Genomic DNA, 12,962 nt, shown 5'->3' on the forward strand with positions numbered 1-12,962 from the left:
CGAGCGGAAATTCCTGCGCGTCCACGCGCTTGCGGAAGTCGGCCCAGTCATCGACGCCGAAGCAGATGTGGTGGAAGCGCAGCGGGCCGCCATTCGAACAGGCAATTGGCGTAGATCCCCACTTCGTCGATCTCGTTTTCGATCAGTTCGATCTGTAGTTCGCCGATCCAGATGAAGCAGATGCGACCTTTCTGGCGCTTCAGCCCCTGTGGGGTAAGCACTTGCTGGTCCACCGGAATGATCATCGGTTCGCGGGTCAGTCCGCGCCCGCGGAATAGGTCGATCCCGGCTTCCAGATTGTCGCAGACATAGGCGTTCTGGTAGTGGCGGCCTTCGAGCATCAGTCTCTCCTAAATTCCATGTCCACCATCTCCGTCATCCCCGCGTAGGCGGGGATCCCGCTTTTTCTTGCGGCGTGGCTAGAAGAAAGCGGAGCCCCCGCCTTCGCGGGGGCGACGAGGTGGGTTGGGCAGGCGGCAGTTCGTGTCCGGTCCATACCGGATTCCTGCCGAGCGGTGCCTTCTATCAGCCTTCGCGGGCCACGTCGTAACGCGACAGATAGCGTTCGAAGAGCGGCTCAAGCTCCGCCTTCTCGATGCCGTACTGGGCCAGCTTGTATTCGTGCTTGCCAAATTTGTCTTGCGGGTTGTCGTCCACCCACTGCTGGATGCCGGCCTCTGCCTCGGCGGTCCATTCGTCGCCCAGCTGCTGGTAGACCCTCTTCATCGTGCCGATCGGATCGGCGGTCATGTCCGCGTAGTGGACGTCGATCACCTTGTCCTCGCCATGCTTGTCGCGGAAATCCATGATGCGGTTGGCGTGCTCCGCCGCCTGCCAGGTGTAGTTTTCCTTGAGCCACGCCGTGTCCGGCTTGCCCATGTGCGCCATGTGGCTGAGCGAGATGATCGAGCAGAGCGATCCCGTTGCCGTGAACGGATCGCGGTGCGCCCAGAGCACGCGGGCATCGGGATAGACCTTGAAGATCGTCTCCAGCCACAGCGCGTGGCTGGGCTTCTTCACGTTCCAGACGCCGCCGGCATTCTGCTGGAGCACCTGAAGGAACTTCTTGTGGTACTCATAGGCGCTGGTCATGTCGCAGGAGAAGATGAACTCCTTGTATTCCGGCAGCTTGCCCTTGGAATCGATCATCAGCGTCTTGAAATCATGCGCCATGAAGAACACGCATTCGTTCGGGTAGACGGCCGATCCGCGATAATACTTGCCCATGGCCGGATTGGCTTCGAGCATCGCCTTTTCCTGCGCCAGACGGGCCTGCGCGCGCGGGTCGGTGGTGAGCAGGTCCTTCGAGGCGACTGGCGGCACCGGATCTTCGATTTCCCAAGTCAGCGGCGAGCGGCGCGCGGGATCGGCGGCGAGCAGGTTGGACAGCAGCGTGGTGCCGGTGCGCGGCACGCCCATCACGAAGACGGGGCGTTCCACCGGACAGGTGAGCAGTTCCGGATTCTGGCGAAGATAGTCCGAAATCTTCAGCCGGCCGCGAAGGTAATGCAGCGTGTCCGCCGTGGCGCGAGCGATGCCGCCTTCGGTGTACTGTCCGCGTGAAATGCCGGCGTTGAAGTCGTTCACGAAGACGTCGAAGCCCTCGCGCCAGGTGTCGTTGTCGAAGGCATCGATGCCGGTGTCCTTCATCGCCTGCTCGACGAGGGCGTCGCCGACGATCTGGTCCGCCGTGAGTTGCTCGGCCATTGCGTGATCCTCTTTCCCGTGTCTCTTTGCGGGCCGCTGCGGCGGCCTCATGGATACGAGGATAGCCCGTGCGCAGGGGCGATTGGCAATGCGGCAGGCGCCTCAGATCGGGTCGATATGTCGAATCCGGGCCAAGACCGGCAGGTGTCTTACGCCGCTACCGAAGGCATTGCAGCCAGCGCGCGGCCCTGCCGCTGGCGGAAGGTGCTGGGGCTGGCGCCGACTGCACGGCGGAACGCGAAAGTGAAGCTGGATGGCGAGGCAAAGCCCATCGAAAAGGCGATGGTCTTCACGCTCTCCCCCTCCATCAGCAGGCGCTTCGCTGCCTCCATGCGGCGCTGTTCGATATAGTCGCCGATCGAGCAGGCACGGCTGACGCGGAACCCGCGTGTCAATTGGCGCACCGACAGCCCGCACAGGTCGGCCAGTTCCTTAAGCGGCGGGGCATTCAGATCTCCGGCAAGGCGTTCCTCGATCACGCGCAGGCGCCAGCCGGACAGTCCGCCGGTCATCGGCCTTTCGGAAACTTCCAGACCATATCGCCCGAGTTCGATGGCCAGTTCGCCGCCCAGCAGTTCCAGCATCCGGCGCGAGGCAAGGCCGGGGTGGCGTACTTCGGCGGTGATGCGGAACAGCAGGGCGCGGACTTGCGCGCTGCCGATGTCCAGCGCCGCGGCAAGGTGTGAATCGTCCCACGGCAGGTCGCGCCCCAGAAGTTCGTGCACCAGCGCCGCGTCGATCGTGCAGACCAGCGATGCCTGCCGTCCGCTGCCGCCCCGGATATAGAGCGATTCGCCGGGCGGGATCGCGAAGACGTCGCCCAGTCGCTCGAACCGATGCGGCCCCCAGCGCTCACGATAACCGCCGCGCGATTGCAGCGGGCGGGGGGTGAGGCACATGTTTACATGATAGCCTTGGCCCACGGCGTGGCGGGTGTCGGTGGGCTCCGGAATGTCGAAGCGCACGATTTCGGCATGGATTCCGGGCGCGGACAGGGCGGCGTCCACGATCATCGTCGGCAGCGGGGTGGCCGTGCTGGCAGGCATCTCTCGTTCTCCGGAACGCCTCAGGTGCTTCTCGGGTCTATGGCCCGAATTCGTGTCCCTGACGCTTGGATAAGGCCTGATTTCTATGCCCCCCGCGCTTGCGGGACAAGGCAGGTCTCGGGAAACATCGCGCCAACGAAAGCGGGCAGGTCAGCGCCGCATATTGGGATTGAGGAAAGAATGATGGCAAAGGGCCTTTTCGACTGCACGGGCAAGGTGACCGTGGTGACCGGCGGCAATGGCGGCATCGGCTTCGGCTTTGCCATGGGCGTTGCCAAGATGGGGGGCGACGTCGCGATCTGGGCCCGCAATGCCGAGAAGAGCGCCAAGGCCAAGGCCGAACTGGAAGCGGCCGGCGCGGGCAAGGTGATCGCCTATCAGGTGGACGTTTCGCAAGAGGCGAACATCGTCGAAGGCTACAAGCAGGTCATGGCGGACTTCGGCAGGGTGGACTGCGTGTTCGCCAACTCAGGCGCTTCGCCGCGCTATAACTCGGTGTTCGAGATGCCGACCGAGCACTGGCACGAATTCCAGAACACCGCTCTTCACGGCGCCTTCTTCACCTTGCGCGAAGGCGCGCGGTTGATGAAGGAGCGGGTTGAGGCGGGTGACGAGAGCGGCGGCAGCCTGGTCGCTTGCGGGTCGCTCTCGCTGTTCCAGGGCCTGCCGGGTAAGATGGAATATGCCTCGTCCAAGGCTGCGATCGCGGCGGCAGTGCGCTGCCTTGCCATCGAACTGGCGCCGCTGGGCATTCGCGCCAATGTGGTCGCGCCGGGCCTGATCATGACGCCGATGATGGGCGAGGGGCCGCGCGCCGATGCTGTGGCCGCCCACTTCGCCCCGACGATCCCGATGAAGCGCACCGGTTATCCGGCGGACTTCGAGGGTATCGGCGCCTATCTGTGCTCCGACGCCAGCTCGTTCATGACCGGCGAAACCGTCACCATCGACGGCGGCTACATGGTTCGTCCGTAAGCGGCGCGAAGGGAGAGAAGCGATGGAACTGCTCAAGATCCATGGGCAAGGCGATGTCCGCCTCGATGCTTACGAACGTCCGGCGGCGGGGCCGAAGGACGTGGTGGTGAAGATGAAGTCGGTCGGCATCTGCGGATCGGACCTGTCCTACATCAAGATGGGCGGCATCCCGCCGGGCGTGGAGACCGCGCTGGGCCATGAAGGTGCCGGCGAAGTGATGGAAGTGGGCGCGGAAGTGTCCGGCATTGCGGTGGGCGACGCTGTGATCGTCAATCCGATGATGACCCCCAGCAACATCGGTTCGGGCGGGCCGGAAGGTGCGTTTACGCAGGAATTGCTGGTGCGCGAGGCGCGACTGGGCGACTCGATCCTGCCGATCCCGGAGGGCATCTCTTATGACGTTGCCGCCATGTGCGAGCCGCTGGCCGTCGCCATGCACGGCGTCAACCGCGCCGACGTGAAGCCGGGCGACAAGGTCGTGGTGTTCGGCTGCGGGCCGATCGGCCTTGGCATGTTGCTGTGGTTGATCGATCGCGGGGTGACCGATGTGGTCGCGCTCGATCTTTCGGAAGAGCGGCTGGAGCGCGCACGGGCGCTGGGCGTGCAGGCGGCGCTCGATCCCAGCAAAGTGGACTTGCGGGCGGAACTGGCGAAGCTGCACGGCGAAGTGCCCAGCTATGGCCGCGTGGGCGTGGGCACCGATGCCTTCATCGACGCGGCGGGCGCACCGAACATCCTGACCGAAGTGATCATGATGGCCAAATTTCATGCAAAGCTGGTCATCACGGCGGCCTATATGCGGCCCATCGAGTTCCCGGTTGGCCGGATGCTCACCAGCGAGATGACCATCACCACGGCGGTCGGCTATCCTACTGAAATGCCCGAAGTGATCGCCGCGATGCCGCGCCTGAAGGACAAGATTGCGGCGATGATCAGCCACAAGCTGCCGTTTAGCGAGATCATGAAGGGCCTGGAAATCGCCGCAACGCCGCAGTCCGCCAAAGTCATGATCGGTATCGAGGAGGCTTGAGATGAGTGATGTGAAAGACGCCGGACCGAAGCTGGCTGGTCTCGTCCGCTCGGGCGACGAACAGGCGGACGCCATCGCGATCACCGATTTCGTGTTTCAGGCGAACGATATCTCGAACGCCTATCTGGTCACGACGTCCGAGGGCGACGTCATGGTCAACACCGGATTCATGGACAATGCGGAGCGCACCAAGCGCCTGCTGACTCCGCCGCGTACCGGGCCGCTGGCCTTCATCATCCTCACCCAGAGCCATGCGGATCATTACGGCGGCGTGCCGGAATTCCTGGAGGACGGCACGCAAGTCGTTGGCGGGCCGGGCTTCAACGAGGCGCTGGGCGACATGATGGGTCTCCAGTCCTTCTTCGGGCCGAGGAGCGGCAAGCTCTGGGGATCGACGCTGAAGCGCGGCGGCACGCCGAAGCCGGCGCCGAACGTGGTTCCGGACATTCTGGTCGACCGGAAGCTGACCATCGAACTGGGCGGCCGCACGTTCGAACTGATCTCCACACCAGAGGGTGAGACGATCGACTCGCTGACGGTGTGGATGCCCAAGGAGAAGATCGCCTTTACCGGCAATGTCTTCGGCCCGGTCTGGCTCTCGATGCCGTTCCTCAACACCCTGCGCGGGGACAAGCCGCGGCTGGTGCGCAACTACCTGAAGTCGCTGGAGACGATCCGCGATCTTGGCGCGGAAATCATCGTCACCGGTCATGGCGAGGCCATTCGCGGTGCCGAACGTATTCGTGCGGATCTAGACAAGATGCACGCGGCGGTGAGCCATGTGCGCGATTACACGCTGGAAGGCATGAAGGCGGGCAAGGACGTCCACACACTGATGCGCGAGTTCGCCTGGCCGGAAGGGCTGGAGATCGGCGAGTTCCACGGCAAAGCCGCCTGGGCGGTCAAGTCGATCTGGCGCGAGTATTCGGGCTGGCTTCACTACGAGGATGGCACCACCGCGCTCTACGGCGTGCCGCGTTCGAGCGTGGATGTCGACCTTGTCGAACTGGCCGGTGGGGCTGCCAAGCTGGCCGACCGCGCACAGGCGAAGCTGGATGCCGGGGCTGCGCTGGAGGCCGTGCATCTGACCGACATCGCGCTGAGTGCGGAGCCGGACAATGCGGCGGTGCTCACCGTACGCAAGGCGGCGCATGAGGCGCTGCTGGCGGCGTCCGGGGGCAAGAACTTGTCCGAGACGATGTGGCTGCGATCCGAGATCGCGGCGATGGAGGCTAAGCTCAGCGCTTGAAGGGGGCGGGATGGGCCCATCACCTCCAACCTGACAATCTAAAACCTCGTCGTCCCCGCGCAGGCGGGGACCTCGCTTTTCTTTGCGCGCTTGGCAAAAGGAAGCGGGGCCCCCGCCTGCGCGGGGGCGACGATATTTGTCTTGGGAGGCCGATGGTTGGGACAAGTAAGCCTAAGTCTGTTTGCTCACCCCATCACCGCGCAGCTCTCGTAAACCAGCCGCACCAATTCCGCCTGTCCGCGCACGCCCAGCTTGGCATAGAGCCGCTTGGAGTAGTTCCGCGCGGTCTCCAAAGTCAGGCCCATACGCTCCGCTGCTTCGGCGATGGAGTAGCCGTCCGCCAGCGCCATCGCCAGTTCCGCCTCGCGCCGGGGCAAGTCGAACACTTCGGCCAGTCGGTCCGCGCCATCACCGGAAAGTGCGCGGGGAAGAGTGCATAGCGCCAGGATCGCCGGCGCGGCGAGGGCCTGCTGTTCCGGACTCTCGGCCGGCATCAGCAGCGCTTCGACATGCGGTTTTTCGCGTAGCAGCAGCGGTCGTGCCGGCAATGCGCGGTCCTGTGCCATCTCCGCCGCCGCACCTGCCAGCTTGCGCTCGGCGCCAAGGTCCAGGCCCAGTACACGCTCGCCGGGGCGCAAAGCCGCACCGCAATGTTCCTGCCAAAACTGTGAGAGCGCCGCATCGGCCGAGACCACGCGCGCTTCGGCATCCAGCAGCATCCAGCCCTTGCCGGTGCGTTCCAGCCCCATGGCATTGATCCGCGCTGCCGTGCGCTCTCGGTCCATCGAGACGAGGTTTTCGACCGCGATGCCGACATAGGGTGCAAGGCTGGAGAGCAGGGCACTGTCCGCTGCCGTGCACTCGCGCGTGCGGGCCATCATCAGCCAGGCGCTGTAGCGTTCGCCGCCGGCGATCCGCACCACGCGCTCATCGCCGATGCCGAGTTTCGCCATGCGCCGGTTGCGATCCGCACGCGCCACGGGATCGTGGTCGATCATCTCCCCAATCGAATAGACACGACCCGGCCGCAGCCCGTCATAGAGGTAGCGGTCGAGATCGAGCGGCCCCTGCTGCTCCGATTCGCGAGCGCGTTTGCGCAGGTCGATTCCGGCGTAGCTTTCGACGATTGCGGCATGCGGGCCATCGCCCATGCGAAGGATCAGGCTGACGTAATCGGCTTGGGTACGGCGACGCAATCTTTCCAGAAATGTCGAAAATCGCGGATTTTCGGCATTTCCCTGAAAGAGCGGGATGAGGAGATCGGTCTCGTCGTTGCTCGTAAGGGCCATGCCCTCCCATATGGGAGGTTCGCGCAAATGTCATCCCTGCGATTCGGTTTGGGACAGCACCAGAGGAAACAGCCAACGGGCACGCGCCCCGGCAGAGGAAACCTGATGAAGACACTCACGCACCTGGAGCGCCTCGAAGCCGAGAGCATCCATATCATCCGCGAAGTCGTCGCCGAGGCTGAAAAACCGGTGATGCTCTATTCGGTCGGCAAGGACAGCGCCGTGATGCTGCACCTCGCCCGCAAGGCCTTCTATCCCTCGCCGCCGCCGTTCCCGCTGCTTCACGTCGATACGACCTGGAAGTTCAAGGCGATGTACGAGCTGCGCGACAAGATGGCGCGTGAGAGCGGCATGGAACTGCTGGTCTATCAAAACCCCGAAGCCATCGAGAAGGGCATCAATCCCTTCGACCACGGCGCACTCCACACCGACATGTGGAAGACCGAAGGCCTGAAGCAGGCTCTGGACAAGTACGGCTTCGACGCGGCCTTCGGCGGCGCCCGCCGCGACGAGGAGAAGAGCCGCGCCAAGGAGCGCATCTTCTCGTTCCGCACCTCCTCGCACGGCTGGGATCCGAAGAACCAGCGCCCGGAACTGTGGAACCTCTACAATGCCCGGAAGGCTCGCGGCGAATCGATCCGCGTCTTCCCGATCTCCAACTGGACCGAGCTGGATATCTGGCAGTACATCCACCTGAACGACATCCCGATCGTGCCGCTCTACTTCGCCGAAAAGCGCCCCACCGTGGAGCGTGACGGCATGCTGCTGATGGTCGACGATGAGCGCTTCCCGCTCCAGCCGGGCGAGGTTCCCGTCGAACGCTCGATCCGCTTCCGCACGCTCGGCTGCTACCCGCTGACCGGCGCGGTGGAGAGTGAGGCGAAGACGCTTCCCGAAGTGATCCAGGAAACGCTCCTCACCACTACATCGGAGCGGCAGGGCCGCGCCATCGACAAGGACGCCGGCGGTGCCGGCATGGAAGTCAAGAAGCAGCAGGGGTACTTCTGATGGCCGACATCGACACCAAGGAAGCGGTCTACGTCACCGACAAGCTGATTGCCGAGGACATCGACGCATACCTCGTCCAGCACGAACACAAGACGATGCTGCGCTTCATCACGTGCGGCAGCGTCGATGATGGCAAGTCCACGCTGATCGGGCGTCTGCTCTACGATTCGAAGATGATCTTTGAAGACCAACTGGACGCGCTTCAGTCGGATTCGAAGAAGGTCGGCACTCAGGGCCAGGAAATCGACTTCGCACTGCTGGTCGACGGTCTTGCCGCGGAGCGTGAGCAGGGCATCACCATCGACGTGGCCTATCGCTTCTTCAATACCGAGAAGCGCAAGTTCATCGTTGCCGACTGCCCCGGCCATGAACAGTACACCCGCAACATGGTGACCGGCGCCTCCACCGCCGACCTTGCGGTGATCCTGATCGATGCGCGCAAGGGTGTGCTGGTGCAGACGCGCCGCCACTCGTACTTGTGCCACCTGATCGGCATCAAGAACATCGTCCTGGCCGTGAACAAGATGGACCTGGTGGACTACAGCCAGGAGGTCTTCGACAAGATCGTGGCGGACTATACCGAGTTCGCGAAGTCGATCGGGATCGAGAGCTTCACCGCGATGCCCATCTCGGGCTTCAAGGGCGACAACATCACCACGCTTTCGGACAAGACCCCGTGGTACAAGGCACCGCAATACGCGGGCATTCCGCTGGTCGAGCATCTGGAAACGGTGGAGGTTCTCTCCTCCGTCGATGCCGACAAGCCGTTCCGCCTGCCGGTGCAGTGGGTGAATCGCCCGAACCTCGATTTCCGTGGCTTCTCGGGACTGATCGCCACCGGATCGGTGAAGGCGGGTGACAAGATCCGCGTTCTGCCCTCGGGCAAGACCAGCACGATCACCCGCGTCGTCACGTATGACGGTGATCTGGAGGAAGCGGTCGCCGGCCAGTCGGTCACGGTCTGCTTCGCCGACGAGATCGATTGCTCGCGCGGGTCGGTGATCTCGGTTGCGGACAATCCGCCGCAGACCGCCGACCAGTTCGAGGCGACTTTCGTGTGGATGGCGGACGAGGCCATGGTGCCCGGCCGTGCCTATTGGCTGAAGATCGGCACGCAGGTGGTGTCGGCAACGGTTCAGGAGCCGAAATACGAAGTCAATGTCAACACGATGGAGCATCTGGCGGCCAAGACGCTGGAACTGAACTCGATCGGCGTGGCGGAACTGACCACCGACAAGCAGATCGTGTTCGAGGCCTATGCCGACAACCGCACGCTGGGCGGCTTCATCCTGATCGACAAGATGACCAATGCCACCGTGGCGGCGGGCATGATCCACTTCTCGCTGCGCCGTTCGCAGAACGTGCACTGGCAGGCCGTGGACATCGATCGCAAGCAGCACGCGGGCCTGAAGAACCAGCGCCCGGCGGTGCTGTGGTTCACCGGCCTTTCGGGCTCCGGCAAGTCGACCATCGCCAACCTTGTCGAGAAGAAGCTGCACCGGATGAACCGGCACACCTTCCTGCTCGATGGCGACAACGTGCGCCACGGTCTCAACAAGGATCTGGGCTTCACCGAGGCTGATCGCATCGAGAATATCCGCCGTGTGGGCGAAGTCTCGAAGCTGATGACCGATGCCGGCCTGATCGTGATCACCGCCTTCATCTCGCCGTTCCAGGCGGATCGCGAGATGGTGCGCACGATGCTGCCGGAAGGCGAGTTCTTCGAAGTGTTCATCGACACGCCGCTGAAGGTGGCCGAGGCGCGCGACGTGAAGGGCCTCTACAAGAAGGCGCGTTCGGGCGAACTGAAGAACTTCACGGGTATCGACAGCCCCTATGAAGCGCCCCGCAACCCGGAAATCCGCATCGACACCACGGCGATCTCGCCGGAAGAGGCCGCGAACCTCATCGTCGACACGCTGCTGGGAGATGCCTGATGAGCCTCAACGACGGCGATCTCGCCGCGCATCTGGCCGAAGTGGCAGGGAAGATCCTGCTCGATGTGCGGGCTTCCGGCCTGTTCTCGGGCAAGTCGCTGGGCAAGGCGGGGGACCAGACCGCCAACCAGTTCCTCTGCCACGCCCTTCGCGAGCAGCGGCCTGAGGACGGGCTGCTCTCCGAAGAGGAAAAGGACAATGCCGAGCGTCTGGCCAAGGATCGGGTGTGGATCGTCGATCCGGTCGACGGCACGCGCGAATATGGCGAGGAACGTGCGGACTGGGCGGTGCACATCGGCATGGCGGTGGATGGGGCTCCGGTGCTGGGCGCCGTGGCGCTGCCGGGCGCAGGCATAGTCCTGCGCTCCGACCAGCCGGGCGAGGTTCCGCCCGCGCCTGAAAAGCTGCGCATGGTCGTCAGCCGCACGCGTCCCGCCAAGGAAGCGACCGGCGTGGCCGAAGCCATCGGGGCCGAACTGGTGCCGATGGGATCGGCCGGGGCCAAGGCCATGGCGATCCTGCGCGGAGAGGCGGACATCTACCTCCACTCCGGCGGCCAGTACGAGTGGGACAGCTGCGCCCCCGCCGCCGTCGCGCAGGGCTGGGGCCTCCACGTCTCGCGCATCGATGGCAGCCCGCTGGTCTACAATCGGGAGGACGTCTATATGCCGGACCTGCTGATCTGCCGGAAGGAACATGCCGATTTGGTGCTCGAGAAGGTGAAAGCCTTCCTTTGAGGACAAGCTGATCAACATTGTCGATTAGTAAGCACGCCGCTATGCTCGCCCTTTGATACAGGAAAAGGGGCGGGCATGGAGGCGAAAACACGGCGCAGGACGCGCGATCCGGTCGCGACGCGCGCAGTCATTCTGGATGCGGCGGCCAACCTCTTGGCCAAGGACGGGCCTGAAGGCGTTAGCCTCTCTGCCGTCGCGCATCTCGCCGCCGTCAATCGTGGCACGGCCTATCAGCATTTCGAAACACGCGAAAAGCTGATCGAGGCGACCATCCAGTGGGTTTCGGACAAGCTGTTTCACGCCGTTTTCGGCGATCCGGAGACCGTGGGCGAGCGGCGGGTCGAGGAAGTGGACGTCGCATCGCTTACCGACCGACTGGCCGATTTCGCGATGGAAAACCCGGATATCTGCCGCGTCTGGCTCCAGCAGGTGCTAGCCTCTCCGGACCCGTCGCAGGACCCGTTCTGGCGGGAATATTGCGGATCGCTGGGCCGCTTTGCCGGCACCGATCTGGCCGAGCCGGGCATCGATTTCGAGGTCTATTCGGTGATGAACCTCGCCGGGGTGTTCTTCTGGCCGATCCTGGCCCGCGCTCACGCTGCCGATGAAGGCGAGCGCAAGGAACTGTCACGCCGCTATTCGCGCGAGATTCTGCGGCTTTCGATGTACGGAACGATGCGCGCCAAGGCCTTTCCGAAGGTGGCGGACCTGCTGGCCGCGCACGGGGTTTCTCCGGGCGGCTGAGGAAGCCTTCCCAGAGCCTTCCACTTTCCCATCCCTCGTCATTGCTTCGCTACGCTCGCAATGACGAGGGATGGGAAAGCGGGGCGGAGCGGGGGTCTTGCGACCGCCAACGATACCCCATCGGTGATGCCGCTTCGCCTAGGCGATGGCGTGGGGCGGCGGCATTGACGGAGCCGTGCATATTCCCTTTCAGCTAGGGCCTGCATCGTCGGGCTCCAAAGCAGCCCTTGAGGGAGTATGCCATGTTTTCCGCTATCGTGATCGACAAGACCGATGAGGGCCAGACGGTCACTCTCCAGCAGCTTGACGAAAGCGCGCTGCCCGAAGGCGATGTCGCCATCGACGTCGCGTTCTCCACGCTCAATTTCAAGGACGGCCTTGCCGTCACCGGCGCGTCGCCCGTCGTGCGCAAGTTCCCGATGGTTCCGGGGATCGACCTTGTCGGCACCGTTACCGACAGCAGCCATGCCGACTGGAAGGCCGGCGATACCGTCGTGCTCAACGGCTGGGGCGTGGGTGAGGGTCACTGGGGCGGCCTGTCGCAGAAGGCCAAGCTGAAGGGTGACTGGCTGGTGCCGCTGCCTTCGGCCTTCACGCCGAAGCAGGCCATGGCGATCGGCACCGCTGGTTACACCGCTGCGCTTTGCGTCGATGCGCTGGTGGACTGGGGCGTGACCCCGGATCAGGGCGAGATCCTGGTCACCGGCGCCACAGGCGGTGTTGGTTCGGTCGCCATCGCCATTCTCAAGAAGCTGGGCTACTCGGTCGCCGCGCTCACCGGCAAGCCGGGTGAGGCGGACTATCTGAAGTCGCTGGGCGCGGAAACGATCATCGACCGCGCCGAACTCGCCGAAAAGGGCAAGCCGCTTCAGAAGGAGCGCTGGGCGGGCGTGATCGACACGGCCGGCAGCCACACGCTGGCCAATGCCATTGCACAGACCAAGTACGGCGGCGCGGTCGCCGCTTGCGGTCTGGCGCAGGGCTTCGACCTGCCTTCGACCGTCATGCCTTTCATCCTGCGCGGCGTTTCGCTGCTGGGCATCGACAGCGTCATGGCCCCGAAGGCCAAGCGCCTGAAGGCCTGGGACCGTCTGGCCAAGGATCTCGACCCGGCTGCGCTGGAAACGATCGGCCAGACCATCGGCCTGGGCGACGCCATCGAGGCTGCTCGCAAGTTCATGTCCGGTGAGGTCACCGGCCGTTACATCGTTGACGTGAACGCCTGATGCAGCCGGTGCGG

At 64.0% G+C, this 12,962-nt stretch carries 13 protein-coding genes; 8 read left to right on the plus strand and 5 right to left on the minus strand.

The window, feature by feature from the left end; translation table 11 throughout:
* Positions 1-47 precede the first annotated feature (47 nt).
* From WBP06_RS05620 to WBP06_RS05630, 3 genes are all read right to left on the minus strand, one after another.
* Positions 48-341, minus strand: a complete 294-nt coding sequence (locus WBP06_RS05620) for a hypothetical protein (protein ID WP_395332689.1) — start codon at positions 339-341, stop codon at positions 48-50.
* Positions 342-525: 184 nt separating this feature from the next.
* Positions 526-1,707 (minus strand): sulfotransferase family protein, encoded by a 1,182-nt coding sequence (locus tag WBP06_RS05625; RefSeq protein ID WP_395332691.1) that lies wholly within the window; start codon positions 1,705-1,707, stop codon positions 526-528.
* A 149-nt stretch (positions 1,708-1,856) separates the two neighbouring features.
* The gene (locus WBP06_RS05630) at positions 1,857-2,753 is read right to left on the minus strand and encodes a helix-turn-helix transcriptional regulator (RefSeq protein WP_395332693.1); all 897 of its coding nucleotides are present in this window, start codon (positions 2,751-2,753) and stop codon (positions 1,857-1,859) included.
* 183 nt (positions 2,754-2,936) lie between these two features.
* Between WBP06_RS05630 and WBP06_RS05635 the strand changes: the two genes are divergently transcribed.
* The 3 genes from WBP06_RS05635 to WBP06_RS05645 are packed head-to-tail and all read left to right on the plus strand — an operon-like array spanning position 2,937 to position 6,007.
* On the plus strand, positions 2,937-3,728 hold the full coding sequence (locus WBP06_RS05635) for an SDR family NAD(P)-dependent oxidoreductase (protein WP_395332695.1): 792 nt from the start codon (positions 2,937-2,939) through the stop codon (positions 3,726-3,728).
* Between the two features lie 22 nt (positions 3,729-3,750).
* On the plus strand, positions 3,751-4,758 hold the full coding sequence (locus WBP06_RS05640; RefSeq protein ID WP_395332697.1) for a zinc-binding dehydrogenase: 1,008 nt from the start codon (positions 3,751-3,753) through the stop codon (positions 4,756-4,758).
* Between the two features lies 1 nt (position 4,759).
* Entirely contained in the window at positions 4,760-6,007 is a 1,248-nt protein-coding gene (locus tag WBP06_RS05645) for an MBL fold metallo-hydrolase (RefSeq protein ID WP_395332699.1), read from the plus strand.
* A 185-nt stretch (positions 6,008-6,192) separates the two neighbouring features.
* On the opposite strand, the gene WBP06_RS05650 is transcribed toward WBP06_RS05645, so the two are convergent.
* The gene (locus tag WBP06_RS05650; RefSeq protein WP_395334045.1) at positions 6,193-6,573 is read right to left on the minus strand and encodes a response regulator transcription factor; all 381 of its coding nucleotides are present in this window, start codon (positions 6,571-6,573) and stop codon (positions 6,193-6,195) included.
* Positions 6,501-6,824: an MYXO-CTERM sorting domain-containing protein gene (locus tag WBP06_RS05655; RefSeq protein ID WP_395334047.1), complete on the minus strand. Its 324-nt coding sequence runs from the start codon at positions 6,822-6,824 to the stop codon at positions 6,501-6,503. Before WBP06_RS05655 ends, WBP06_RS05650 begins: the two co-directional genes overlap by 73 nt.
* A 577-nt stretch (positions 6,825-7,401) precedes the next feature.
* On the opposite strand from WBP06_RS05655, the gene cysD reads away from it, so the two are divergent.
* The 5 genes from cysD to WBP06_RS05680 all read left to right on the plus strand — a co-directional run bounded on the left by cysD (position 7,402) and on the right by WBP06_RS05680 (position 12,948).
* Complete coding sequence (gene cysD / locus WBP06_RS05660) at positions 7,402-8,304, plus strand: sulfate adenylyltransferase subunit CysD (RefSeq protein WP_314465638.1); 903 nt, start codon at positions 7,402-7,404, stop codon at positions 8,302-8,304.
* Positions 8,304-10,241: a sulfate adenylyltransferase subunit CysN gene (cysN, locus tag WBP06_RS05665; RefSeq protein ID WP_395332702.1), complete on the plus strand. Its 1,938-nt coding sequence runs from the start codon at positions 8,304-8,306 to the stop codon at positions 10,239-10,241. Before cysD ends, cysN begins: the two co-directional genes overlap by 1 nt.
* A complete protein-coding gene (locus WBP06_RS05670) occupies positions 10,241-10,978 on the plus strand; it encodes a 3'(2'),5'-bisphosphate nucleotidase CysQ (protein ID WP_395332704.1) in 738 nt (245 codons plus the stop codon). The genes cysN and WBP06_RS05670 overlap by 1 nt, the downstream gene beginning before the upstream one ends.
* Before the next feature lie 75 nt (positions 10,979-11,053).
* Complete coding sequence (locus WBP06_RS05675) at positions 11,054-11,722, plus strand: TetR/AcrR family transcriptional regulator (protein WP_395332706.1); 669 nt, start codon at positions 11,054-11,056, stop codon at positions 11,720-11,722.
* Between the two features lie 242 nt (positions 11,723-11,964).
* On the plus strand, positions 11,965-12,948 hold the full coding sequence (locus WBP06_RS05680; RefSeq protein ID WP_395332708.1) for an MDR family oxidoreductase: 984 nt from the start codon (positions 11,965-11,967) through the stop codon (positions 12,946-12,948).
* Positions 12,949-12,962: the final 14 nt, after the last annotated feature.

The organism is Novosphingobium mississippiense (assembly GCF_044029535.1).
GTDB lineage: Bacteria > Pseudomonadota > Alphaproteobacteria > Sphingomonadales > Sphingomonadaceae > Novosphingobium.

Coding starts and splice junctions, on each gene's coding strand:
- WBP06_RS05620 (WP_395332689.1), bottom strand. CDS start 341: ATGCTCGAAGGCCGCCACTACCAGAACGCCTATGTCTGCGACAATCTG.
- WBP06_RS05625 (WP_395332691.1), bottom strand. CDS start 1,707: ATGGCCGAGCAACTCACGGCGGACCAGATCGTCGGCGACGCCCTCGTC.
- WBP06_RS05630 (WP_395332693.1), bottom strand. CDS start 2,753: ATGCCTGCCAGCACGGCCACCCCGCTGCCGACGATGATCGTGGACGCC.
- WBP06_RS05635 (WP_395332695.1), top strand. CDS start 2,937: ATGGCAAAGGGCCTTTTCGACTGCACGGGCAAGGTGACCGTGGTGACC.
- WBP06_RS05640 (WP_395332697.1), top strand. CDS start 3,751: ATGGAACTGCTCAAGATCCATGGGCAAGGCGATGTCCGCCTCGATGCT.
- WBP06_RS05645 (WP_395332699.1), top strand. CDS start 4,760: ATGAGTGATGTGAAAGACGCCGGACCGAAGCTGGCTGGTCTCGTCCGC.
- WBP06_RS05650 (WP_395334045.1), bottom strand. CDS start 6,573: ATGGCACAGGACCGCGCATTGCCGGCACGACCGCTGCTGCTACGCGAA.
- WBP06_RS05655 (WP_395334047.1), bottom strand. CDS start 6,824: ATGTCGGCATCGCGGTCGAAAACCTCGTCTCGATGGACCGAGAGCGCA.
- cysD (WP_314465638.1), top strand. CDS start 7,402: ATGAAGACACTCACGCACCTGGAGCGCCTCGAAGCCGAGAGCATCCAT.
- cysN (WP_395332702.1), top strand. CDS start 8,304: ATGGCCGACATCGACACCAAGGAAGCGGTCTACGTCACCGACAAGCTG.
- WBP06_RS05670 (WP_395332704.1), top strand. CDS start 10,241: ATGAGCCTCAACGACGGCGATCTCGCCGCGCATCTGGCCGAAGTGGCA.
- WBP06_RS05675 (WP_395332706.1), top strand. CDS start 11,054: ATGGAGGCGAAAACACGGCGCAGGACGCGCGATCCGGTCGCGACGCGC.
- WBP06_RS05680 (WP_395332708.1), top strand. CDS start 11,965: ATGTTTTCCGCTATCGTGATCGACAAGACCGATGAGGGCCAGACGGTC.